This window comes from Acidiluteibacter sp. (assembly GCF_055129545.1).
Window position 1 is genome coordinate 17,133 of record NZ_JBSRUB010000009.1, and the last position, 26,102, is coordinate 43,234.

Annotated in this window: 18 protein-coding genes and 1 tRNA gene; 8 read left to right on the forward strand and 11 right to left on the reverse strand. The window is 32.7% G+C overall.

Going from position 1 to position 26,102, the window contains the following annotated elements; translation table 11 throughout:
• Positions 1-4: 4 nt before the first annotated feature.
• Positions 5-1,540: a glutamate--tRNA ligase gene (gene gltX, locus ACTB0X_RS03760; protein ID WP_463023653.1), complete on the reverse strand. Its 1,536-nt coding sequence runs from the start codon at positions 1,538-1,540 to the stop codon at positions 5-7.
• Between the two features lie 204 nt (positions 1,541-1,744).
• On the opposite strand from gltX, the gene ACTB0X_RS03765 reads away from it, so the two are divergent.
• The 5 genes from ACTB0X_RS03765 to ACTB0X_RS03785 are packed head-to-tail and all read left to right on the forward strand — an operon-like array spanning position 1,745 to position 8,766.
• Positions 1,745-5,107, forward strand: coding sequence for a DUF4175 family protein (locus ACTB0X_RS03765; protein WP_463023654.1), 3,363 nt, complete (start codon positions 1,745-1,747; stop codon positions 5,105-5,107).
• A gap of 7 nt (positions 5,108-5,114) precedes the next feature.
• A complete protein-coding gene (locus ACTB0X_RS03770; RefSeq protein WP_463023655.1) occupies positions 5,115-5,525 on the forward strand; it encodes an ATP-binding protein in 411 nt (136 codons plus the stop codon).
• The gene (gene ybeY, locus ACTB0X_RS03775) at positions 5,518-5,952 is read left to right on the forward strand and encodes an rRNA maturation RNase YbeY (protein ID WP_463023656.1); all 435 of its coding nucleotides are present in this window, start codon (positions 5,518-5,520) and stop codon (positions 5,950-5,952) included. The genes ACTB0X_RS03770 and ybeY overlap by 8 nt, the downstream gene beginning before the upstream one ends.
• A 35-nt stretch (positions 5,953-5,987) precedes the next feature.
• A complete protein-coding gene (mnmG, locus tag ACTB0X_RS03780) occupies positions 5,988-7,853 on the forward strand; it encodes a tRNA uridine-5-carboxymethylaminomethyl(34) synthesis enzyme MnmG (RefSeq protein ID WP_463023657.1) in 1,866 nt (621 codons plus the stop codon).
• A 28-nt stretch (positions 7,854-7,881) separates the two neighbouring features.
• Positions 7,882-8,766 (forward strand): class I SAM-dependent methyltransferase, encoded by an 885-nt coding sequence (locus ACTB0X_RS03785; RefSeq protein WP_463023658.1) that lies wholly within the window; start codon positions 7,882-7,884, stop codon positions 8,764-8,766.
• 272 nt (positions 8,767-9,038) lie between these two features.
• Here ACTB0X_RS03785 and ACTB0X_RS03790 read toward each other — a convergent pair.
• Positions 9,039-9,112, reverse strand: a tRNA-Arg gene (locus ACTB0X_RS03790).
• Between the two features lie 82 nt (positions 9,113-9,194).
• Here ACTB0X_RS03790 and porZ point away from each other — a divergent pair.
• Both porZ and recO read left to right on the forward strand, forming a co-directional pair.
• Positions 9,195-11,519 (forward strand): type IX secretion system anionic LPS delivery protein PorZ, encoded by a 2,325-nt coding sequence (gene porZ, locus ACTB0X_RS03795; protein ID WP_463023659.1) that lies wholly within the window; start codon positions 9,195-9,197, stop codon positions 11,517-11,519.
• Positions 11,520-12,233, forward strand: a complete 714-nt coding sequence (gene recO / locus ACTB0X_RS03800) for a DNA repair protein RecO (protein ID WP_463023660.1) — start codon at positions 11,520-11,522, stop codon at positions 12,231-12,233.
• On the opposite strand, the gene ACTB0X_RS03805 is transcribed toward recO, so the two are convergent.
• From ACTB0X_RS03805 to tatA, 6 genes are all read right to left on the reverse strand, one after another.
• A complete protein-coding gene (locus tag ACTB0X_RS03805; protein ID WP_463023661.1) occupies positions 12,230-13,108 on the reverse strand; it encodes a glycerophosphodiester phosphodiesterase in 879 nt (292 codons plus the stop codon). The genes recO and ACTB0X_RS03805 overlap by 4 nt on opposite strands.
• Positions 13,098-13,667: a hypothetical protein gene (locus ACTB0X_RS03810; RefSeq protein ID WP_463023662.1), complete on the reverse strand. Its 570-nt coding sequence runs from the start codon at positions 13,665-13,667 to the stop codon at positions 13,098-13,100. The genes ACTB0X_RS03805 and ACTB0X_RS03810 overlap by 11 nt, the downstream gene beginning before the upstream one ends.
• Positions 13,642-14,646, reverse strand: coding sequence for a DUF4837 family protein (locus tag ACTB0X_RS03815; RefSeq protein ID WP_463023663.1), 1,005 nt, complete (start codon positions 14,644-14,646; stop codon positions 13,642-13,644). The genes ACTB0X_RS03810 and ACTB0X_RS03815 overlap by 26 nt, the downstream gene beginning before the upstream one ends.
• A 5-nt stretch (positions 14,647-14,651) precedes the next feature.
• Positions 14,652-16,151: a lytic transglycosylase domain-containing protein gene (locus ACTB0X_RS03820; protein ID WP_463023664.1), complete on the reverse strand. Its 1,500-nt coding sequence runs from the start codon at positions 16,149-16,151 to the stop codon at positions 14,652-14,654.
• A 101-nt stretch (positions 16,152-16,252) separates the two neighbouring features.
• On the reverse strand, positions 16,253-17,689 hold the full coding sequence (gene gatA, locus ACTB0X_RS03825) for an Asp-tRNA(Asn)/Glu-tRNA(Gln) amidotransferase subunit GatA (RefSeq protein ID WP_463023665.1): 1,437 nt from the start codon (positions 17,687-17,689) through the stop codon (positions 16,253-16,255).
• Positions 17,690-17,713: 24 nt separating this feature from the next.
• Positions 17,714-17,899: a twin-arginine translocase TatA/TatE family subunit gene (gene tatA / locus ACTB0X_RS03830; RefSeq protein ID WP_463023666.1), complete on the reverse strand. Its 186-nt coding sequence runs from the start codon at positions 17,897-17,899 to the stop codon at positions 17,714-17,716.
• A gap of 74 nt (positions 17,900-17,973) precedes the next feature.
• Between tatA and ACTB0X_RS03835 the strand changes: the two genes are divergently transcribed.
• Positions 17,974-19,050 carry an NAD(P)/FAD-dependent oxidoreductase gene (locus tag ACTB0X_RS03835; protein WP_463023667.1) on the forward strand — a complete coding sequence of 359 codons (1,077 nt, stop codon included), beginning with the start codon at positions 17,974-17,976 and terminating at the stop codon, positions 19,048-19,050.
• On the opposite strand, the gene ACTB0X_RS03840 is transcribed toward ACTB0X_RS03835, so the two are convergent.
• The 3 genes from ACTB0X_RS03840 to ACTB0X_RS03850 form a co-directional block, all read right to left on the reverse strand.
• Positions 19,028-19,786, reverse strand: a complete 759-nt coding sequence (locus ACTB0X_RS03840; protein WP_463023668.1) for a response regulator — start codon at positions 19,784-19,786, stop codon at positions 19,028-19,030. The genes ACTB0X_RS03835 and ACTB0X_RS03840 overlap by 23 nt on opposite strands.
• 18 nt (positions 19,787-19,804) lie before the next feature.
• Entirely contained in the window at positions 19,805-24,007 is a 4,203-nt protein-coding gene (locus ACTB0X_RS03845) for a PAS domain S-box protein (protein ID WP_463023669.1), read from the reverse strand.
• A 456-nt stretch (positions 24,008-24,463) separates the two neighbouring features.
• The gene (locus ACTB0X_RS03850; RefSeq protein WP_463023670.1) at positions 24,464-26,002 is read right to left on the reverse strand and encodes a hypothetical protein; all 1,539 of its coding nucleotides are present in this window, start codon (positions 26,000-26,002) and stop codon (positions 24,464-24,466) included.
• Between the last annotated feature and the right edge of the window lie 100 nt (positions 26,003-26,102).

The window sequence follows — 26,102 nt, forward strand, 5'->3', positions numbered from 1 at the left end:
CAAATTACAATTTGCCTAAGGCAACGTCCATTCTACTAATGGTTTCTTCTTTACCTAATAAAGCGGTGATTTCAAACATAGAAGGTCCCATTCCTGAACCAGTAACCATCAATCTAAAATTAGGCAACGCAGCGCCCAAACCCACTTCTTTTTCTTCTAAAAATGATTTAAAAGAAGTTTCAATTGAAGCAGCAGAAAAATCGGAGCTATTACTCAACACTTCTTTCCACTCTTTCATTAAAGCAGGCGTTCCTTCTTTCCACTTTTTGCTGTGTGTTTTTTCATCGTATTCAGAAGGCTGCTCAAAAAAGTAATTTCCTTCAGTCAAAATATCATTGATGAAGGTAGCTCGCTCTTTCATCATTCCACAAACACCTGACAAAAACTCAAGATCATCGGCTTTCGCCAATTTCATTTCAATGGCAGTTGACTGTAATTTCTTAGCCAAATCCATATTATCAGTTCCTCTCAAATATTGCTGATTGAACCACCTTGCTTTATCTGGATCGTATTTCGCACCAGCTTTTCCAACTCGCTCAATTGTGAATGTCTCAATTAATTCTTCCATTGAAAACAATTCTTGACTCGTTCCAGGATTCCATCCTAAAAAGGCCAAAATATTCACAAAAGCTTCTGGAAAGTATCCTTTTTCTCTATATCCTGATGAAATTTCGCCTGTTTCTGGGTCTTTCCATTCAATTGGAAATACTGGAAAACCCAATCGATCACCGTCTCTTTTACTCAATTTCCCATTACCATCTGGTTTTAAAATCAATGGCAAATGCGCAAACTGTGGCATGCTGTCTTCCCAACCTAACACCTGGTATAACAATACGTGCAATGGAGCAGAAGGCAACCATTCTTCACCGCGAATAACATGTGAAATATTCATCAAATAGTCATCTACAATATTGGCTAAGTGATACGTTGGCATTCCATCTGATTTGTATAACACTTTATCATCCAAATTAGTAGACTGAACCATTACCCAACCTCTAATCATGTCTTTAAATTTGATTTCCTCATTTCTAGGAATTCGAATTCGTATCACATAAGGATCTCCATTTTCCAATCTTTTTTCCACCTCTTCAGTCGACAATGAAATGGAATTTTTCATAGTCGTTCTTGTGATGTGATTGTATTGTGGTGCGGCAACTCCTGCAGCTTTTAAATTCTCACGCATCTGATCCAACTCTTCTGGAGTATCAAATGCATAATAGGCGTGTCCCGATTCAATTAATTGCTCGGCATACTTTCTATAAATTTCTAGGTCTTTTCTTTCCGATTGTTTGTAAGGTCCTAAATCGCCTCCAAAACCATGTCCTTCATCTGGCACCAACCCGCACCATTTCAAAGATTCAACAATAAATTCCTCAGCTCCTGGCACTAATCGAGTTTGATCGGTATCTTCTATTCGCAACAAAAAGTCGCCATTGTGCTTTTTTGCAAAAAGATAATTATACAACGCCGTTCTAACTCCTCCCATATGCAAAGGCCCAGTTGGACTCGGCGCAAATCTTACTCTTACTTTTCTATCCATCGAAATATTGTCTAATTGTTCTTAAAAATTGGTTGGCAAAGGTAATCTATTCAGTACTTTTTTCACAACAAAACTAAAATTAGGTTAAATAGCTACTGTTATTCGTTAAGTGAGCCTATTCACATCAAAATATCCGACATAATTTTGTGTAATTTTCTGGGTTCGAACAGAAGTATCAATTTCAATGGAAAGCGAAAGCAACGAATGAGTCAAGATAATTACAACATTTTATTAGAAAAACTAGATGAGTTTATACGAAAGTATTATAAAAATCAACTCATTAAGGGGACCATTTACACCTTAGCGATTCTTATCATCAGCTTCACCACTTTTACTTCGTTAGAGTATTTTGGCCACTTTGGAAACAGCTTACGAATGTTCTTATTCTATAGCTTTATGCTACTTTCTTTTGGTGTTTTGATCAAATTGATTTTGATTCCCACATTTAAGCTGTACAAATTGGGTGAAAATATTTCTCATGAACAAGCGGCAGAAATTATTGGAAAGCACTTTGCTAATGTTTCAGATAAGCTATTCAATGTATTACAATTAAAGAACTTATCGAGCGAATCCACACAAAGCAAGTCTTTAATAGAAGCGGGAATTAATCAAAAAATTACTGAGCTTAAGCCGATTCCTTTCACTAACGCCATTGATTTTAGTGCCAACAAAAAGTTTTTAAAATACCTGATTATTCCAGTGGTAATATTTGCTGCTATTGGAATTATCAATCCTGCTGTTTTTACTGACGGAACACAACGATTAGTAGCGCACAGTAGCGACTTTACTCCAATGGCTCCTTTTGAATTTGCAATTATTAACGACAATTTAAAAGGAATAAAAAACGAGGATTTTCAATTAGCTATAAAAATTAAAGGGGAAGTATTGCCTGAAAAAGCATTTATTCAGTTAGGAGGCAACTCATTTCTATTAAACAAAATTGATAAGTCAACCTTTAATTATACGCTTAAAAATTTGCAAGAGGACATTGATTTTAAACTTTCTGCAGATGGATTTGATTCTCGAAACTATACACTAACTGCTCAACCAAAACCTTTGCTAGTCAACTTTGATGTATCAATCGATTATCCAACATACACCCAATTAAATGATGAAGTGGTGCATGACATTGGTGACCTTACCATTCCGCAAGGAAGTGTTTTGAAATGGAAGTTTACTACTACAGCGTCTGAGAGTTTGTTTTTTGGATTTCAAGACTCAGCTTTATCAGTTCAGCAAAATAACATAGATGAGTATGTGGTGAGTGCAACAGCTAAATTTAGTAGTCAGTATCAAATTGCCACAGCCAACCAATTCATCAGCAATAACGATACTTTAAACTATGCGCTTACTGTAATTCCTGATGTATATCCAACGATTACCGTGGAACAAAAAGCTGATTCGACTTCATTAAAGCGAATCTATTTCAAAGGTTCGATTAAAGATGATTACGGATTCAAAAAATTGACCTTTAATTATCGAGTTGCAGATTCAAATCGACTTGTTTCGACTATTATACCAATTAATACGAACACCACACAGAATCAGTATTTTTACGTGTGGGATTTTGAAGATCTTCCTCTAAAGGCAGGAGATGAAATTGACTATTATTTTGAAATTTTTGACAACGATGGAGTTCACGGCAGTAAATCTAGCCGAACTCAAAAGATGCAGTTTAAAGTGCCGACAAAAGAAGAATTAGAGAAAAAGTCGGATGAGCGATCAAAAGAGATTGTGAGCGATTTGGAAAAAAGTTTGCTTGATGCCAAAAAATTAAAGAAAGACATCGACGAGTTAAATAAAAGTTTGATCGATAAAGAGAAGTTAGGCTGGCAAGAAAAAAAGAAATTAGAAGAGATAATAGATGCACAAAAAAAGCTGCGTGAAAAAATTGAAAAATCTAAGAATGAAAACAAACAAAACAATAAAGAACAGAAAGAATTCAACGAATTAGATCAAGACATCTTAGAAAAGCAGGAAAAGCTAGAAGAGCTTTTTGAGCAATTGATGACTCCAGAAATGAAAGAGCTTTACAAAGAGTTGGAAAAATTAATGGAAGAAATGAATAAGGATAAGTTGAAAGATCAGTTGGATAAAATTGATCTTTCAAATGAGGAATTAGAGAAAGAACTGGATCGATCATTGGAAATTTTCAAGCAATTGGAGTTTGAGCAAAAACTAAATGAAACGATTGAAAAGTTAGATGAAATAAAAAAGAAGCAAGAAGAATTAGCCAAAAAATCAGAAGATAAAAATGCCGACGCAGAAGCATTGAAAAAAGAGCAAGAAAAGCTGAATGAAGAATTCGACAAATTGAAAGAAAAGTTGGATGAACTCGAAAAGAAAAATGAAGAATTAGAGAATCCAAACGAGATGCCTGAAACCAAAGAAGAGGAAGATGCGGCTAAAAAGGAAATGGAAAAAAGTGCTGAAGAACTAGGCCAAAAAGACAAGAAAAAAGCGGCTGAATCTCAGAAAAAAGCGGCTGAAGAAATGCAAAAGATGAAGGAGAAATTAGGTGGTTTGCAAATGGAAATGCAAGCTGCAGGTAGCGAAGAGGACATGGAGGATATTCGAGCCCTGTTGGAAAATTTAATTCAATTGTCTTTTGATCAAGAAGCACTGATAGATGTGGTGAAAAAAGCAAATAGAACAGATCCAAAATTTGTAGATTACAGTCAAGCGCAGAAAAAGTTAATAGATGATTCAAAAACCATAGAAGATTCGTTGTTTGCTCTGAGTAAAAGAGTGATGCAATTGGAGGCAACAGTAAATAGAGAAGTGACTGCCATCAAATCAAATATGCAAAAAGCGTTGGGATACTTGGGAGATCGAAATTCAGCTTATGCAGCCTCTAACCAACAATTCGCTATGACTTCTATCAATAATTTAGCGTTGATACTTGACGAGGCTTTGCAGAACATGCAAAAACAAATGCAAGCAGGTCAAGGCAGTTGTTCGAAGCCAGGTGGTAAAAACCCAAAGCCATCAGCAGCCCAAATGAAGAAAATGCAACAGCAGTTGAATGAGCAAATGCAGAAAATGAAAGATGCCATGGAAAATGGGAAGAGCCCTGGCGATAAACCAGGCAGTAAGCCCGGTAGTAAACCAGGAGATAAGCCCGGACAAGGGCAAGGCGGAATGAGTAAGGAATTGGCTCAAATGGCCGCCAAACAAGCTGCAATTAGACGAGAACTGCAGAAGATGTCTGAAGAGTTGGGTAAAAATGGAGAAAATGGTGCAGGCGGTGATTTAAAAAAGCTCTCAGACCTTATGGAGCAAAACGAAACCGACATCGTAAATAAAAACATTACAAGACAAACCATGATGCGTCAAGAAGAGATATTAACGCGACTATTGGAATCTGAAAAAGCAGAAAGAGAGCGAGAGAAAGACAATAAAAGGGAGTCAAAAGAAGGCAGAGAAAATCAGTTACGTAACCCAAATGAATTTTTTGAGTATAACCAACAAAAAGAAAAAGAGGTGGAGCTACTAAAAACACTACCTCCAAGTTATTTGCCTTTTTACAAGAACAAAACAAACCTTTACTTTGAAAACATTAAATAATACCGCTATGGATACAGATAGCCTAATAATACCATCCCATGCAAAAAGTCTTTCCATTATTGAAGAACACATCGATACTATTTGCCAAACATTAAGTGTAGCCGAAAGGTGTTATGGTAATGTTTTGATTGCAGTAACTGAAGCTGTCAATAATGCGATTATACATGGCAATAAAAATGATCAAAATAAGCAAATAGAAGTGAACTACTTTACTCGCGAAAAATCGCTTATTTTTCAAGTGAAAGATGAAGGAAATGGTTTTGATTTTGAAAATCTACCAGACCCTACAGACCCAGAAAATTTGGAAAAGATTCATGGTAGAGGAGTATTCCTCATGAAGAATTTAGCAGACCAAGTCGATTTTGAAGACAATGGTAAAATAGTAAACCTTGCTTTTCATAATTTTGACCATGCTTGAATCGGTTACCAATGAAATATATTTTCACTTTGAAAATGTAGAAGAAATAAATCTCAGTGACTACCTAAAACACTGGTTACGGCAAACCGCCGAAAAAGAAGGAAAAACGATAGGGGAAATAAATTACATTCTTTGCGACGACGAACACCTTCTAAAAATTAATCAAGAATACCTGCAGCACGACACATTGACTGATATAATCACATTTGATTATTGCGAAGGAAGTGTTTTGAATTCAGATATATTTATCAGTATAGAACGGGTAGAAGACAACTCTAAAACTCTAAATAATAGTTTTTTAGATGAATTTGAGCGTGTTTGTGTGCATGGAATTCTTCATCTTTCAGGTTTTAAAGACAAATCTGAAGAGGAAGCGTTAGAAATGAGACAAAAAGAGGATTTTTACTTAAATTTGCGCCCCGTTTAAAAGTGGACATCGTTCCACGTGAAACAATAGAAAATATGGAAAAAGAGTATGATGTAATTGTAGTAGGAGGAGGACATGCAGGTTGTGAAGCTACTGCTGCAGCAGCCAACATGGGTTCGCGAACACTACTAATTACGATGAATATGGGAACAATTGCCCAAATGTCATGTAACCCAGCTATGGGAGGAGTGGCAAAAGGACAAATTGTGCGTGAGATTGATGCGATGGGAGGATACTCAGGAATTGTAACGGATAAAACCGCTATACAATTTAGGATGCTTAATTTATCCAAAGGACCTGCAATGTGGTCGCCTAGGGCACAAAGTGATCGTTGGTTATTTGCCCAAGAATGGCGATTAATGCTTGAACAAACTCCCAATGTGGAGTTTTGGCAAGATATGGTAACAGGGCTTATTGTTGAAAATAATGTAGTAAAAGGAGTAAAAACTTCTCTTGGAATTGAGTTCAAATCAAAGACTGTAGTATTAACCAATGGAACTTTTCTAAATGGATTAATTCATATAGGAGACAAAAATTTTGGCGGCGGTAGGGCAGCCGAAAAACAAGCAACAGGCATTACTGAAGACCTAATAAAATTAGGTTTTGAAGCCGGCAGAATGAAAACAGGCACACCACCAAGAGTTGACGGTAGATCCTTGGATTATTCTAAAATGGAAGAACAAAAGGGAGACGTAAATCCTTCAAAATTTTCGTATAGAGCTTCTACATCTCCATTAAAGGAACAGAAAAGCTGTTTCATTACCTACACAAACGAAACAGTTCACAATACACTAAGAGAAGGCTTCGATCGTTCACCAATGTTTAGTGGTGCGATTGAAGGAACCGGACCAAGATACTGTCCATCTATTGAAGATAAAATTGAGCGATTTTCTGAACGAGACCGCCACCAACTTTTTATTGAGCCAGAAGGGTGGAACACTGTGGAAATATATGTGAATGGTTTCTCTACATCTTTACCATTGGAAATACAAGAAAAAGCAATCAAACAAGTTGTTGGATTTGAAAATGCAAAAATATTCAGACCCGGCTATGCCATCGAATATGATTACTTTCCACCAACACAATTGAAGCACACATTAGAAACAAAGCTTGTAGATGGACTTTACTTCGCAGGTCAAATAAATGGTACTACTGGATACGAAGAAGCAGCATGTCAAGGAATGATGGCAGGCATAAATGCACATTTAAAAATAGAAGAAAAAGAACCTCTCATATTAAAAAGAGACGAAGCATATATCGGTGTTTTAATAGATGATTTAATAACAAAAGGGACAAAAGAACCTTACCGCATGTTTACATCACGTGCAGAATATCGAATCCTTTTACGTCAGGATAACGCTGATATTAGACTTACTCCAATCGCTCATAAAATTGGATTAGCATCAGACTTACAACTAAAACTAGTGGAACAAAAACAATCCTCACTAAAATCTTTAATGAAAAAGTTGGACAATGTAAGCGTGAAGCCTGAAGAAATAAATGGTTATTTAACCACATCAGGAACTGCTAACATCAAACAAAAAGTAAAAATTTCTAGTATTCTTAGTAGGCCACAAGTAAACATAAATGACTTTTCTGATGCAGTAGCTTCAGTAAAAGATATCATTTCCAAAGAAGATCCAACAGTTGTAGAACAGGCCGAAATCCTAATAAAATACCAAGGCTACATAGACCGAGAAAAGGAGATGGCTGAAAAAATGACACGCTTGGAGGAAGTAAAACTTAACGATGAAATGGACTACTTCAAGTTTAAATCCCTATCGTCTGAAGCTAGAGAAAAACTAAATTCAATCAGACCAAGAACACTAGGACAAGCAAGTAGAATAAGCGGAGTATCCCCGTCTGACATATCAGTATTAATGATTCACCTTGGAAGGTGATTTGTTCCACGTGAAACAAAACTAAAAAATGAACACAAGAAAACAATGCCCAATATGTAAAGGAGAGACATTCTCTCCTTTTTTAATTGCAAAAGACTACACTGTAAGCAAAGAAAATTACAGCATAGTAAGCTGTAATAAATGCAAATTTAAGTTCACAAACCCGATTCCTGAAGAAGCTAAAATTGGCGAATACTATAAATCGGAAGAGTATATTTCGCATAGTAATACCAACAAAGGATTAATCAATAAGGCCTATCAAATTGTCCGAAACATAACTTTAGAGCAAAAAGAAAAGCTAATTGTAGATGGACGAAATCGTGGAAAATTATTAGACATTGGGTGTGGAACAGGAGAATTTTTAAATCATGCCAAAGAAAAAGGTTGGACAACGGAAGGGATAGAACCCGATGAAAGTGCCAGAAAACTAGGTCAAGAAAATTATGGTTTAACAATTTCTGAAGAAACGAGACTGGCAAAAATTGAAAACAATTCAATTGATGTTATCACAATGTGGCATGTTTTGGAACATGTTTATCACTTAAATGAACGAGTAATTGAACTAAAAAGAATCTTAAAAAAAGATGGAACAATATATATCGCAGTTCCAAATTTAGAATCTTTTGATGCCAAATATTACAAAGAGAATTGGGCAGCATTTGATGTTCCTAGACATTTATACCACTTTTCAAAAACAGATATTTCTAATTTAATGCTTCAAAATGGAATGGAAGTAAAGCAAGTTTTACCAATGAAGTTTGATTCGTTCTATGTAAGTATGCTAAGCGAAAAATATAAAAATGGAAAATCAAATCTAGTGAATGCTTTTCTTACAGGATGGAAATCGAACCAAAAAGCGAAAAATACCATGAACTATTCCAGTTTAATCTACAAAATAGAAATTCAAGCTTAAATAAAGCGATATCCTAAATTTAAATGCGTTTTGATGTAAGACATCCAGAATGTCAGAGATGTTAAATTAGAGCTGACATAAAACAGACGTAATTAAAGAATTGAATATGATGTAGTTGATTAATAATGCGTTTGGAAATAGATATAAAATACTACATTGACGACTTTAATTGAAAAAACAATGAAATCATTATTAATTAAAAAATTGAACTAAGAAAAAATAAAAAAGCCACTCATTTATATAATCATAAAATGAGTGGCTTTCTAAAAATGTGACCCCGGCAGGATTCAAACCTGCAACCGTCAGAGCCGAAATCTGATATTCTATTCAGTTGAACTACGGGGCCAAAATTCGGACGCAAATATAAGCTAATTTTGAACAATAAAATAGTCAGGGATTTAGTTATATTGTTCACAATAATAAAACCAATGAAAAAATTTATAACCCTAATACTTCCAGCCATCTTTGCTATGCAAGGAATCGCCCAAGATAAACCACTTGGAACATGGACAGATCATCTACCATACAGTAGTGGAGAAAAGGTAGCAATTGGAAACAATAAAGTTTATTGTAGTACAGGTTCAGCACTTTTCTATATCAATAAAGAAGACAACTCTATTTCCAGAAAAAGTAAAGTTAACGGACTCTCCGATGTTGGGATAAGCGCCTTAGCATTTAATGAAGTAAATCAGACATTGGTCATTGCGTATGCGAATGGAAACATTGATTTATTGCGAAATGATGCCATTTTTAATATTCCGTTTTTAAAAAACAATTTAACAATTCCAAACACTTCAATTAATGATGTATATATCGATAATGAGTTTGTCTATATTGCTTCTGGATTTGGTATACTTAAATTAAATACTACAAAAAGAGAAATTTCAGATTCTTATATTATTGGACAGAGTGGAGTTTATGAAGAAATATTTGATGTTACTATTCTTCGAGATACTATATATGCAGCAACAAAAAATGGCATAAAATACGCACCAACCTCAATAAATCTAACCGACTATAGAAACTGGAAAGTTATACCCTTAATATCAAGATTTGAATATAAAGCATTAGAAAAATTAGGTGACCATCTAATTGCAGTTACCAAAAAAGTTTCAACACTTTCAGATAGTATTTTCATACGTACAGGAAGTAAATGGAATCAATTTTCTGCATACCAAGTGAACGAATTAAAGGAAGTCATCACCTTAGGAGATAAAACATACTACATTTCAAACCAACAAATTGGAATAATGGATAAAACCCTGAACATGGTAGACACCATAAATAGTTACTATGGTATCGGAAGCTTTAATCCTTCATTTATAGCATTAAACAAGCTAAATGGTAACTTCTGGTATGCAGATTTAGACATTGGTTTAGTAGAAAATAAAAACAATAATTTTATTACTTATAGTGCGAATGGACCACGAATCAAAAATGTATTTAAACTTGAAGCGAGTGGTGGAAAAGTATACGCTGTTCAAGGAGGAGTTAATTCCGCGTATAATAATTTATTCAAATACTCGGAAATAAGTATTTATAATTCCGGAATATGGACATACTTAGCACCAGAAAATGATCCAAAATTAAACGGCACATTTGATTTACTAAACGTAACTATAGATCCAAAAAATAAGAACCATGTATTAATAGGGACTTGGGGAGCAGGACTAATTGAAATGCAAGATAATAAAGTAATAAACGTTTACGACAGCACGAATTCAGGAATCCCTTCAAGATCAGCATATAGCTGGTTTGGTGTAGGCGGAACAACTTATGACAATAAAGGTAATCTGTGGGTTTCTAGCTCTTATACCGATACACTAATTTCTGTGAAACAGTCAAATGGAAAATGGATGAACTACGGCTTCCCAGAAGAAATTACTTCTACCAAATCTGTAGGTGATATTTTAATTACAAACGGGGGACTTAAATGGGTATTACTGCCAAGGGTGGGCTCAAACGTAGAAATTTTTGTATTTGATGACAATGGTACAATAGAAGATGTTACAGATGATAGAAAAATACTATTAACCTCGAATGCTGACAATGGAAATCTTCCGGGCGCTAGAGGGTTAGTTGGCGCCGTAGATCAAGATGGAGAAATATGGATTGGAACAGATGATGGTTTAGCTGTATTTTATAATCCTGATGGGGTATTTGATGGTGCGAAAAATGCGCAACGAATTCTAATTAAACAAGGAGCTGATATAGAGATATTATTAGAAGCAATTAAGATATCAGATATAAAAATTGATGGTGCAAATCGCAAATGGATTGCTACAGAAGGACAAGGCGTTTATTTGTTATCGGAAGATGGAACAGAAGAAATACACCATTTTACAATCAATAATAGTCCACTAATCTCTAATAACGTCTTTGGAATAGCCATTGATGATGTAAATGGGGAAATATTCTTCGCTACTGAAGATGGTATTGTATCTTACAAAGGAGACGCTACAAATGGTTTTGAAGACTTTGAACAAGTAGAAGTATATCCTAATCCTGTTCGTCCAGAATACGAAGGCCCAATAGCAATTAGAGGACTTGTTAATGGATCAATAGTAAAAATCACAGACATCAATGGAAAACTAGTACGAGAAATGAAATCATTAGGTGGTCAGGCTATCTGGGATGGCAAAACCATTAACGGAGAACGTGCGGCCACAGGAGTTTATTTAGTATTTAGTAGTTCAGGAGATGGCCAGGGAAACCTAAAAACAAATGTTGGTAAGATTTTATTTATCAATTAAATGAATTTAAAATCTCATGCAATTGTTTTAAAAAGCACAAAATACACAGACTCAAGTCTAATTATCAAGCTTTTTACGAAGGAATCAGGTTTGCAGAGTTATATTGTATTCTTTGGTAAAAAAAACAATACTAAAGCTACTTTTCAAGGATTAAACTTGATAGAAATAGAAAGTTACCAAAAAGGAAACAATCGACTGGCCCGTATAAAAACAGCTAAACCACATTATCATTACAGTAGTATATCCACAAATATATATAAGACCACTGTAATTCAGTTTCTACAGGAAATACTTAATAATAGCATACAGGAAGAAACGGCGAATATGGACTTATATGAATTTATAGAAGCTCATCTTCAATATTTTGATAAGAACGAAAAGTTTAATCCAAACTTTCACATTTATTTTTTAATTAAGCTAACAAAATATTTGGGGTTCTATCCTCAAGGAATTTACAAAACAGGATTACAATTTAACATTATTGAAGGAAATTATGGCTATTCAACCACAGCTTCTAACTATTTAGATCTGCGTTTATCGGGTTTACTCCATTTATTTACTGAAAGTTCTGTGATATCAAATCAAGAAATAAAATTAAATGCAACCGATCGTCGAGAATTGTTAGAAGGCCTGATTTTATATTTTCAATACCATTTGGATGGATTCAAAGAAATAAAATCAATCCATGTTTTAGAAACACTTTTTGCGGATTAAATACCGTTTAAAATATTAATTAACAACTCAATGTTGTCCGTTTGTATAAAATCTACGTTATTTTTTATTGCATCAATATGAGAACTACGTGACTTAATATCAAAAACACTTACTTGCAATCCTTTGCTGTGAGCATAAGCTACTTTTTCTTTAGATATTGTTTCATTTTTAGAGACTATGCCTTTGATGTTTATCGGTAGAATTTTTTTTATATTTTCAACAGAGATCTCGCCATCAAACAATAATTGTATTCTGGGATTACCAACCCTCAGTTGATTCAAAAAATTTAGATTACCAGACTCAACAAAAATCCAATCATATCCAGTATACTTATCAATCAGGCTTGATACTCCTTTTGACAACTTTTTATTTAAGGAGTCTGATACGATTGGATCTAAAATTAAGGTAGTTCTCATATCCAAAAAGAATAATGGCTTGATGGTATAAGACGAAAATTCATCTAAAACATATTCTAACCTTGGCAAATACAACTCATCAATAACCCTCGTGACAATATGATTCCGATAACTACACTGATCCAACTCAGTGCTTAAACGCTCAGATATAGTTCCTTGACAGTTGGTTTTAGATTGCAATTGCAAGTCATGATAAAGGAATAACTCATAATCTAAACTCATTTGGACATCTACTTCAACACCATCAGCTCCAAACCCGTTAATAGCTCTTCTAACACTTCTAATAGAATTATCAGGAACAAGATTAGTTGCGCTTGTAAACCCAATTCCTCCGTGTCCAATAATACCGATATGATTGCCATTAAGATTAACAATATTAATGTCATCTACTTTTTCACAACCTAAATTGGTTATAAAAACAAGAAGAATAAAACCGATCTTAAATCTTCTAAAAATCATATCTTATGTGTAAACCAACAAAAATATTAAATCCGAAATTCCTTTGCTTAACGCCTAAACTCAAATTATTCAAATTCTCGTGATACATTCCAACTCCCATTTTTTCTCCTATCCAAAAATGTTCAGAAATCTTATAGTCGAGACCATTACTAATAAAAATTTCATGAACACTATTTAGTTTATCCTTAAAAATACTTTTAGGATTATAGGCTCTGTTATAAGAATTCTGATAGTCGATATTGATAAATGATTTGCTTTTTTCATTTTCTGATAGAATATAATTCCAGCCTAATTTTCCACCAAGGGGACCAGTATAAAATAAATAAGTCTCAGAGACTACATTTCTTATTCCTAGATAAAATTGATGACGCTTCCAATTCAAACCAAAAGTAGCAAATGCGCTATAACCAACATATGAATAGGTTCCACCTGCGCTTACAGAATAGTTCATATCTGAGAATACACAATTATTTTGAGCAGTAATTCTAGATGAATAAAAAAAAGTTACGAAGAGAATGTAAAATAAAGGCGTTCTAACGAAGCTTTTTGTTGCTTTCATGGAAGGTGTTAATTAATGCCTCTAACTCTCTTAAATACTCCCTATGATTAAATTTAGGGGCATATACAAAGCCATATATACCAACCACTTTATTTTCCTCAGCATTGAGAAAAGTGTAATTGACAAAAGAACCTCCCATAAAAATTCCCTCCATTTTCCATAAACCTGAAAGCTTTACAGCGTATTTATCTTTAAAATTAATTTCTTCTTTTAAAACTGGATATTGCATTTCAACTGCCATAAAACCCTTAGGTTGGCCTTTAATATTGCTAATAAAAGTTTCCATAGAATCCACTATCACTTTTGCATTAAAAGTACTATCGTTATCATAAGGATATTCATAAACCATTACTCCTTGAAGTATTTGATGTTCTCCTACCACTCGATTTTTTCTAACAAAAAAGAAGTTAGTGCTATCAATAGATACAAAATACTCTGCGGGAACATTCAAAGAGAAATTGTGCTTCTCTAATAAAGCGTTTGATTTTTGTTGATCTACACCATCTAACAATCGATTGCTAGACCTTTTCAACTCTGCTTCATTGAACAATTTTTGCAGTTTATCTTTATTTTTCAAGAGAATTGATGCTGCACTATTATCATTTGGCGCTGAAATAACAACCACCAACTGATCCTTTGACCAAACTTCTTCTTTGATTTGGATCTCTGTTTTATTCGCTGAATTAATGTCCATTTCTAAAATGTTCCTTACAGTTTGCAACATTCTAGTAAACCCTTTTTGAGGAACAGTTACTACATTAAAAATAGGTTCGCTACGTGGCACACCGTAAACCTCTTCTAAAAAAACTTTCTCTAAAGCTCTGCCAGTTTCACCATTCGCATAAGAAGTGTCTACCACTATTATTAATTCTCCAGATTTGCCAGTTGATGCAGGTAGCGTACGCTCATCGTTTTTTACATCACATGAAAAAAATAAAACGATAACCGATAATAAACTAATCCGATAAATTCTTTTCATAGTATTTAACTTGCTACAGGAACTTTTATTTTCATCCCAGGCTTTAAATGTTTAATATTTAAATGATTATTCATTTGTTTTAAATCATTTACTGTAATTCCATTGTATTTCTTAGCGATATCCCATAACGTATCACCTGGTTGAATAACATGGTATTTAAAATCGTTTTTAGAAGTCGACTTTGTTGATGCACTGGCTGTTGTTACCGACTTTGATTCTGGTGCATTAGAAGTATAAATGGTTAACTTATCTCCAGGACTTAAACGAGTTGATCGCATGTTGTTCCAAGCCATCAAATTACTAACACTTACCTTATATTTATTGGCAATTGATCCTAAATATTCTCCGCTTTTTACACGATGAACCAACATGTTTTGTTCTTCAATTTTCTTTTCCTCTTTTACATCATTAATGCTATCTGCCACCTCTTTTCGCTGTAAATCTGCATAAATATTGGCTTCATTGGTTAAGTAAACACCAATTTTATCTGTTGGTAAACAAAGTGGCAATGGTTTATCAGAAGTTGGAATTAACTCTGCTTTGTACATTGGATTATAGTATGCAATGTCTTTAACAGGCATGTCAATATAGGTAGATAACTCTTTAAAGGAAAACCCCTTTGTAATCATAATAGTATCGTACTTTATACAAGTATACTGTGGATTAGTTGGGAATATTTGGTGATCTAAAGAGTGATTCATGATGTAGTTTACAGCTATAAATGCTGGAACATAACCTCTTGTTTCTCTTGGAAGATAGTTTATTATTTCCCAATAATCTCTTTTCCCACCTGACCGTCTGATTGCTTTATTCACATTACCAGCACCCGAATTATAGGCTGCTAGAACTAAATTCCAATCGCCGTACATTTTGTACATGTCTGTCATAAACTCGCAAGCAGCAACAGTAGATTTGTATGGATCCATTCGCTCATCGTAATATGAGGTGATGTTTAGGTCATACATTTTCCCAGTTCGATACATAAATTGCCACAATCCCATAGCACCTACACGGCTTTTAGCCTGAGGATTTAAAGCCGACTCAATAACTGCCAAATATTTTAATTCCAATGGCATATCATAACGATCCAACACTTCTTCAAACATTGGAAAATAAAATGGCGCCAAACCTAGAAGGTTACTTGTTAATACGCGTCTTCTATCTGCATATAATTTTATAAAACCTTTCACATAATCGTTGTAAACCAAATCAAAAGGTGTGTTTCTATTAAGTACTTCTAATCGATGACGAATAATAGAATCATTGTGGTCATCAACCGTTGTGATTATTAAATTCGTGTCTCCGTTACCAAATAATCGCTGATCTACAGAAAATTGATTTGTAAATTTCCTAGCCAGAATACTATCTATCATTGCGAGTACCTCATCATCAGATGAAATAATAAAAGTGGTGTCAGACTTTTGAGTCTTTGACACTGCACCTGAAGCAAAAGCTGAAGTGCTTGCAACTAAAAGAGAAGCAATTAATACTAATTTGTTAATCATTGGAAACGGGTATTATTTTAATTACAACGAAGCAATAACTTCTTTGGTATGTAAAATTCGAGAAATGCGGACTAGCAAACATAAACAAGCGCTTAACTTATTCACGTATCACTGTTCATTATCTTCCTAGAAATGTCCAATAGCTTTTCTTCTTCAAAGGCGTCTGCCATTAATTGCATTCCGAAAGGCAATTCATTTGAGGTAGCTCCAATTGGAATTGATATAGCTGGCATTCCAACTAAGTTGGCCTGAACAGTAAAAACATCTTCCAAGTACATTTCTATAGGGTCATTACTTTTCTCCCCTATCTTGAATGAAGAGTTGGTTGTAGTTGGTGATAAAATAAAATCGTAGTCTGCAAAAATTGCTTTGGTCTTATCCCTTAAAACCCTTCTTACTTTTTGAGCTTTCGCATAATACGCATCATAATATCCTGCTGATAACACATAAGTTCCCAACATTATTCTGCGTTTCACTTCAGCTCCAAAACCTTCTGATCTAGAGAATACATAAGTTTCTTCTAAGTTAGTGGCATTGGGACTGCGATAGCCAAAATGGACTCCATCATACCTTGCCAAATTGGATGAGGCTTCGGCAGTGGTCAATACATAATAAGCAGGAACCATAAAATCTAGAAAAGGAAATGAAATTGAATCAACTTCGTGACCTTGGCTTTTTAGCTTTTCTATTTGTTGATTGATTGTTTGTTTTACCTCTTTATTTAATCCTTTATGATCTAAACAATCAGCAATATATGCTATTTTATACTTTTTGTTTTTATCTGATTGTTGAATGGAGTTTAAATAGTTAGGAACACTTTTACTAGAGGATGTACTATCCATTTTATCATGACCAGAAATCACTTCCAATACAATTGCCGCATCTTCCACATTGTTCGAAAATGGACCAATTTGGTCAAAAGATGAAGCAAAAGCGATTAATCCATTTCTAGAAACTCTTCCATAAGTTGGTTTTATTCCAACAACTCCACAATACGAAGCTGGCTGACGGATAGAACCACCAGTATCTGAACCTAAAGAAACCAAACATAAACCAGCTTGAACCGCTACTGCTGATCCGCCTGAAGATCCGCCAGGCACATAATCTTCATTGGCCGCATTGCGCGTAACTCCAAATGCAGAATTCTCAGTAGAGCTCCCCATTGCGAATTCATCACAGTTTAATCGACCAATGATAATGGCGTCCTCGGCTAACAACTTTTCAACAACGGTAGCAGAAAAAAGTGATTCAAAGTTTTCCAACATCTTTGAAGATGCTGATACTTTGTGGCTTTTATATACAATATTGTCCTTGATGCCAATGACCATTCCGGCTAGTTTGCCAGCGGTTTTTGATGCAATTTTTGCATCCACTTCTTTCGCTTTTTCTAACGCAGATTGATCAAATGTTTCTAAAAATGCATTTAAACTTTTACGTTCTTCTATGCGATTTAAATAACCTTTAACCAATTGTTCACAGGTAGTTAAACCCGAATGTAATTCAGTTTGAATCTCCGAAAGAGAAGTATATTCCTTCAATTGCAAAAAATATTAGGTGTTGTATTACTTGGTTTCGTCCTTCTTGTTATCCTCTTCTTTGCCAGTAGCATCTTTAAACTCTTTGATGCCTTTTCCTACTCCTTTCATCAATTCAGGAATTTTCTTTGCTCCAAATAGTAACACTACGATTACTAAGATGATAATAATTTGATTAGGTCCAATAATACCTAAGATGATGTTTAAATCCATTCTGTTCAGATTAGGAAACAAAATTAGTAAATTTTAATTGCCCATAGCTTGAATTCGCTAGTTTTGGATAATCTATGGAACAAGAAATTGATTACCTTATTATAGGGCAAGGAATAGCAGGTACATTATTGAGTTATCAGCTTATAAATAAAGGATATAAAGTTAAGGTTATTGATGATAATCATCAAAGTTCTAGTACGCTTGTTGCTGCAGGACTGATAAACCCTTTGGTGTTAAAACGACTTACAAAAACATGGAGAGCAGAAGAGTTTATTGCTTTTAATGAGCTTCATTACCAACAACTAGAAGAATTTCTGTCAGTCAAATTCTACCATAAAACACCAATTTTAAAACTAATTAATTCAGCAGACGAATTTAAGTTTTGGTCACATCGCTCAGAAAATGAAGAGGTGAAAACCTACATTTCTGACGAATTTTTGGATCTCACGCCATTTTCTTTTTTAAAAGATTTCAAAGGAGGGTTGGTCAACAATACGTCATGGATAGATGCGCCTGAACTTTTAAAATCTTACCGAAATAAGTTAATAGAAAACAATCAACTTGTGCAAGAATCATTTGATTTAGAACAATTAATTATCAATGAAAAATCAATTCAATACCAAACTATACTTTCGAAACACATTATTTTGTGTGAAGGATTTAAATCTAATTTTAATTACTTATTCAATTGGATTCCATTAAGTTTAGTAAAAGGAGAATTAATTACTATTCACAGTGAAGCCCTTTCAGATGAATACATTTTTAATAAAAAAGTGTTCATACTTCCTCTTGGAAATCAACAGTATAAAATAGGAGCTACTTATGCTTGGGGAGATTTAAGTTTATCAACCACAGAGGAAAAGCGAAACATTTTGGTTAAAGACCTAGAAGAGTTAATTGATTGTGAATATACAATTGTTGATCAATCTGCTGGAATCCGCCCGGCTGTAAAAGACAGACGACCAGTTATAGGATGTCATCCTGAACACAAGCAAGTTCATATTTTTAATGGACTAGGATCGAGAGGCTTAATGATGGCTCCAAAATTGGCCGATGAATTTATTGATCATCTAGAAAACGGAACTCCTTTAAATTCTGAAGTAACAATTGAACGTTACTATTCAGAGTTTACACCAAGTTCAACTTATTAAACAATTCTTCTTTGTAAGAACCGCCTACAGGTAAAATAATATTGCTTTTTTCTAAAATTAGATTAGGCATTTCAATCGCCTTAATCTGTTTTAAATTAACAATGTATGATCTATGAATACGTTGGAAATTAGTTTCAGGTAATTTTTTAGCAATGTCTTTCATGGTAGAATGAATGGTATATTTTTCATTTCCTACATGAATAACAACGTAATCTTTGAGTGCTTCAACAAAAAGAATGTCTTCATTATTTACTTTAATCAATCTTGAATTAGATTTTACATAAATAAAGTCATTGTTCTTAGTGTTCATAGAATAAAGCACCTCTAATCTACTCTGCGTATTCTGCTCTTTTTCTTTTTCTTTCTTGTATTTGTAAAGCGCCATTTCTATGGAAGTACGTAAATCAATTTCCTTAAAAGGTTTAATGATGTATCCATAAGGTTCAGTTACCTTGGCTTTGCTAATTGTCTTTTCGTCTGCGTATGCCGTTAAAAACACAACAGGGATGGAGTATTTTTCTTTTACTGCGGCAGAAGTTTCAATTCCTGATAATTTTCCTTTCAACATAATGTCCATCAAAATTAAATCGGGTTTATCCTTTTCAATGGCTTCTAAAGCGCTTTCACCAGAAGAGTGAGAGCCCAATACATCGTATCCAATCTTGTTGAGACATACTTTTATATCACGTGCAACAATTGCTTCATCTTCAACAACTAATATTTTTACTTTAGACATGTTTGATTGTTTTAGGTGTTAGTTATCTTTTTTAAATTTTATAGTGAATTTGGTTCCATTACTTCTGTCTAAATCTAGTTCTCCTTCTAGTTGTTCAACTAAACTTGAAATCAATTGTAACCCTAATGTTTGAGTATTATCGATATCTATAGCTTCATCAATTCCTATTCCATCATCACCAACTTCTAATTTTACAAATTCATTTTCCAAAGTTAACATTATCTTTATAATCCCTCCCTTATGAATGTCAAAAGCATATTTTAATGAATTTGATATTAATTCATTCATAATTAAACCACAAGGTATTGCAAGGTCTAAATTAAGGTAAATTTTTTCAATATTTAATTCTAATTTGATGGTATCGTCAAACACATCATAGGTTCTGAATAGATTCCTAACCAAATTGGAAATGTAATCAGAAAAGTCAATTTTAGAAAAATCTTTATTGGTGTATAAGCTTTCGTGAATAAAAGCCATAGATTTAATTCTATTCTGACTTTCTTTTAGAATTTGAAGTGTTCCTGGATCCGTTACATAGGCACTTTGTAGATTCAAAATACTTGATATAACCTGCATATTGTTCTTTACTCTATGGTGCACTTCCTTCAATAAAACTTCCTTTTCAGTCAGTGATTCTTTTAAACTTTTCTCTGCTACTTTTTTCTCCGTAATATCATGTGCAATGCAGGATAATTCATCAACAGAGCCATCATCTTTGATAATTGGATTAATGAAAACTTCGCGATAATGTTTGGTATTTAACTGATCTATTTGCTCTACTTCAAAATGAAAATGATCGCCAGAAAAACCAACAGTGAAATAATTTTTCCACTTATCTTTTACTTTTTTGTCTGTAATATTTGAGGATTCGAAAAAGTCCTTTCCAAATTTAATACTTTGATTGTAAAATAATTCTATATCATTTGCATAGTTTTCGTTGAATGAAATCAATTGATAAGACTTATTAATCATAAAGAAATAATGAGAACTACTTTCAATAATTGTATTCAGTTTAGCTGCTTGTAATTTATTCTTTTCTTCACTTCTTCTTAGAATTTCTTCTGCCTCTTTTATGTCTGTTATGTCTCTACCAACAGCCATAATTCCCATTACTATCCCTTGAGTATTGTATAGATATGAAATAGATAGATAACTTATAAAAACACTTCTATCTTTTCGTATTGATTTCACTTCACCTACAAACTGACCTTCGTTTTCTAGAATACTAAATACTAGATTACACTCCTTCTGATCAGCAAATAATTCATTCATACTGTGACCTAGCACTTCATTTTTATCGTAATTGAATTGTTTTCTAGCAGCCAAATTAAATTCATTGATATATCCATTAATGCCAGCAGTATAAATCATATCGATAGAACTTTCAATAATTCCTGCTGTATATGATTGTGAAAGTGTTAATTGGTTTTCAATTTTGATACGTTCTTGAATTTCTTCTTTTAGCAACAAATTGGCACTTTCTGCCAATTCAGCTCTCTTCTTTTCTTCTTCAATTTGCTTTTTGGTAGTAATGTCTATAAAGGTGAATAAAACACATTCCTTTTCATTGTAATTAATCATATTGGCCCTTAACTCTATATCTATCATTTGCCCTTTTCGATCAATAATTTTACGCTCTTGCACGCCTAAAGAGTTCCCTTCATTTACATAATTTATATCTTCATATATTAACAATTCCCCTTCAGGGATAAAGTCTTCTATGGATTTATACAACAATTCAAAACCAGATTCATATTTCAGAATTTTTATACCTTTTTCATTAATAAATTGAATCTTATTCTCATGTATTATAGTGATTCCATAGTTAGAATTATCAATTAAGTTCTTGTATTGTTCTTTACTTTCTTGCAGGTTTTTCTCTGCTTCAACAAGCTCTGTAATGTCAATTATATTCCCTTCTATGAATTTAACATCATTGTTATCGTTATAAATAACAGACGAACTAATCAGGATATAAATTATATTTCCCTCTTTTGTCTTTAATTCTATTCGTTTAGATTTAACCGATTTTTTTTCTAAAATTTCTTCAATAAACCCAATTCTATCTTGTTGCTTCGTATAAAAATTCAAGGCATTGCCTTCTGACAAAACTTCTTCAACCGAGCTGTAGCCTAAAATTTTTGCAAATGCCGGGTTACAATCTAATACCTTTCCAAATAATGAAGACCGATAAACACCTGATAAATTTCTTTCATATAATTGTCTAAATTTCTCTTCACTCTTTTCTAGTGCATTTTCGTATTCTTTCTTCTCAGTAATGTCTTGAAGCGTTCCATAAATATTTGTAGGCACTCCATTTTCATCCACTTTTACTTGGCCTTTTGCATTCACCCATTTAAGCTCCCCTTTATTACTAACCAATCTAAAATCGATGGTGTAAGGTTCTTTATTATCAGTTACAAAACTGATAGACTTCTTAACATAATCGTAATCATCAGGATAAATAAATTTTTTAAATTGTGCTCTGTCTACAATTATTTCATCACCAACCATTCCAGTTATGGATTCTATATTTTTCCAAACTGCATCACCATTTGCCAAATCTATGTCCCATAAAATTGTTTTAGAAGCTACTAAGGTTAAATCTAGTATTTCTTGTTTTTGTTTTAATACGTCATTGTAATTTTCAATCTCTGTGATGTCGACAATCTGAGAAATAGAATGGGGTTTATCATCTCCCTTACCAATATCCGGTATAATATTTAAAATAGTATGTATAATACTTCCATCTTTTTTTATGTATTTCTTTTCTGTCGTGAATGTTTCAAACTTCTTTTCATTCATCTGACGCACTAATTTTTCATCTATTTCCCAATCATCTGGATGAATAATTTTCGAGACATTCATGTTTTTTAATTCCTCTTCAGAATATCCAAACAGTTTAATAAAAGATTTATTAAAATCTAAAAAATCGCCTTCGTAAGAAGTAATACACATCGCTATAGGCGCATTTTCAAAGAGTTTATAAAATCGATCTACAGAATTAGCTAGTTGAAGTTGGTATTTATACTGTTCGGTTACATCTCTTATAACTGAAAGACATAATTTAGATTTACTTTCATTGTAATTTATTAATTTTGAATCTATTAAAATATTTAATTTAGAACCATTTTTTGTTTTAATTACATATTCTGCATCTTTTACAACGCCATTTTTCCAAAATAAAGTCCGATCTAATTGATACGATTCATGGTATTTTTCTTCTAATAATTTTTGAAAAGATGTGCCAATCACTTCTTCTTTTGTAAATCCAAAAACTTCTAAAAACTTATAATTTACCTTTTCTATTATACCATATTCATTTTCTGAATACATAATTACAGGTGAATTATCATAAATTTCATTTAAATCTCTTTCGCTATTTCTTAATTCCTTTTCAGCTTTCAATCGCTCAGAAATATCACGAGAAGTAGAAATTAAAACATCCCTTCCAAAATATTTACCTTTTCTAAGAATTACCTCTAAAGGAATTATTTGATTATTTACGTCTTTTACTTCTTTAAAAAATTTGATTACACTATCGGTTTCCCATACTTTTCTATTCTGCTGCAATCGCCATTTGCTATCTTCATCTGGACTAAAAATAGAAACTGCTTTTCCCTTAAATTCATCCTTACTACAACCTAATTTCGCAGCTAAAGAACTGTTGTAATCTATTAGATTACCGTCAATATCTTGAATACAAATATATTCTGAACTGTACTCAAATAAATATTTATAGGATTCTATACTTACTTGAGAATTAATTTCTGTCAATTTATTAACTGATATATCTGTAATTGAAAAAAATAGATATTCATCATTGTTAATCAAATATGTATTATATTCTATTTCAAGGTAACTCTGATTATTTAAGCTAACAGTAATCTTTTCAGAATCTTTATTAAATTTAAAACCACTAAAAAGTTTACTTCCAAAATATTCAATTTCCTTTAATTCACTTCCTATAAGATCTTCTTGTTTCTTTCCAAGAAAGGATAACGCACTTTGGCTTATATCTTTAATTTCAATTAATTCTCCTTTTTTTAAACAGAGAATTAAATAATCTGATGAATTTCTAAATAGAAAATTAAAAAGTTGCGTTTTAGCTATTCCTTTTGTTTTATTATTTACACGATAAGTAGTTATAAAAAATGAGGTTGTTATTAAAATTAGATAAGTTGATAATATTGTCGGAAATCCAACAATTATTAAATCCACTTTTAATATAACAGTAAAAAAGAAGATTGAAAAAAGGGTAAAAAAGAAAATAAACTTATTAATTGTATTGATTGTGAATATAACACAGATCATTACTACTAAAAATATAAAGTAGCTGTATTCTGAAAAATGATTATCGTAAAGTATAAAAGATATAGAAGCTGCTGAGAGTGTAATTAGGAAAAAAACATATTTAAATAAATGTTCCTTAAAATATTTACTAAAAAAGGAAAATAAGAATCCTAGAAAATACAGTATCGATAAACCTAATTGAATTTCTAAATTAAAAATTAATAGGTTACTATTAAAAACATGGTACGAGAGTATTAGCGTAATTCCAACGCCAAAAAGGAGATAAATTCTAGCGTAATCGTATGTTTCAAAAAAGTATTTTTTAGTTGAATTATTAGAGTTTTTAAAAGGCCACATTCTTGCTAATATAAAAAAGCAAGTTATCTATTTTTTTTCAGTTTTAAATTTCTGACCATCAATTTTATATTCCTTACCATCTTTGTATTGAATTGTGATCAGTAAATTACCTAATTCATCATACTTTTTCCAAATTCCATCTTTTTCACCATAGCTGTAACTTCCTTCTTTTTTCAGTTTTCCTGTAGGGTACCACCATTTGTGTTTTCCCTCAGGCCGGTCTTCTATAAATTTTCCCTCAAATACTTTTTCACCGTTGATATTGTAATGTTCCCACAATCCGTTTTTAGTTCCAAAAACGTACTTTCCTTTTTCTATATGGTCATTCATTTCATAATACCATTCACCTTCTTTGTATCCATCTATATAATCTCCTTTAGATATAACAGTACCACTATCTGTTTTTTCTACTAAAAAGCCATCCTCAAATCCCATTCGATATTGTTCAAAACGCAATGTATCTCCGTTCTGATAATACCAAATCCAATCGTTAATCGGTTTTCCATTTTTATTGTATTTACCGATCTGTTCTGCTTTACCATTTTCATAGTAATATTTCCATTTATTATATTTTTGATTGTCAAGATATTCTCCTTCATTTTTTAGTTTACCATTCTGATAGTATTCTTTCCAATATCCTTGTCTTCTGCCTTGCCGATCAATAGTACCACCTTCTGCCAATAAAAAATCATTTTTATACACAAACGATTGAATCACTTCTCCGGTATCATTAAATTTTCTAGAAACTCCATCTTTTTGACCTAATGCGTTATAAGTAGTTTCTTCTATTACTATTCCTTGATCTGAATAGGTTGGTATAATTTCAAAATTGATTGAATTTTCATCCTCTTTTTGCAATACTCCATCAATGTATAATTCTGCTTTATCCAATTGCCCTTCAGGTGAATAATATTTTAAATAGCCATTCAATAAATCGTTTTTATAAGTAGCATCTGTCTTAGTTTTACGATTTGAATAAAAGGTTTTCCAAATTCCAACCTTCTTTTCATTTTTATCAAATCGGTTTATTTCTTCTTTACGAGAAATAAATCCTTTGTTGTATTCTACTATTAAAATTATACGACCATCTTTGGCATAATAATAGGCCGTTCCATCTTCTTTATTTTCTTGATAAGGAATTTCACTTTCTAACAATTTTTCTTTCGTAGGATAGTAGTTTTTAACAATTCCTTGAATGACTCCATTTGAATATGGTTCTTCTTTAATTATATAACAACTATCATCATATGAAATAGTTAATCCATCTTTAATTTCTTCTTTATAGTTGATTACTTTAGATTTATCACCAAATTCATTGTAAAAAATCCAAGGTCCCTCTAATTTAAAATTTACACGATTACCTTCTGATTTCAACAGTCCATTGTCGTAATATGAAATCCAATAACCATTGGGTTTTCCATTTTCTAAAATACCATGACTTGATATTTGTTGATTGGAATAATAAAAGGCTTTATAATTTTTTGAAGTAGTATCCACTTTTCCTTCTTGACTAAAAAGTGAGAATGAAAAAATGAAGAAAAAGAAACAAAGAAATGATTTGAACATTATATAATAATATTATTTTTTTATAAATCTAAAATCTACTATTACTATTATGGCGTTAACTCTGTGCACAATTAAAAATAGGTTTAATAGGATTAATGAG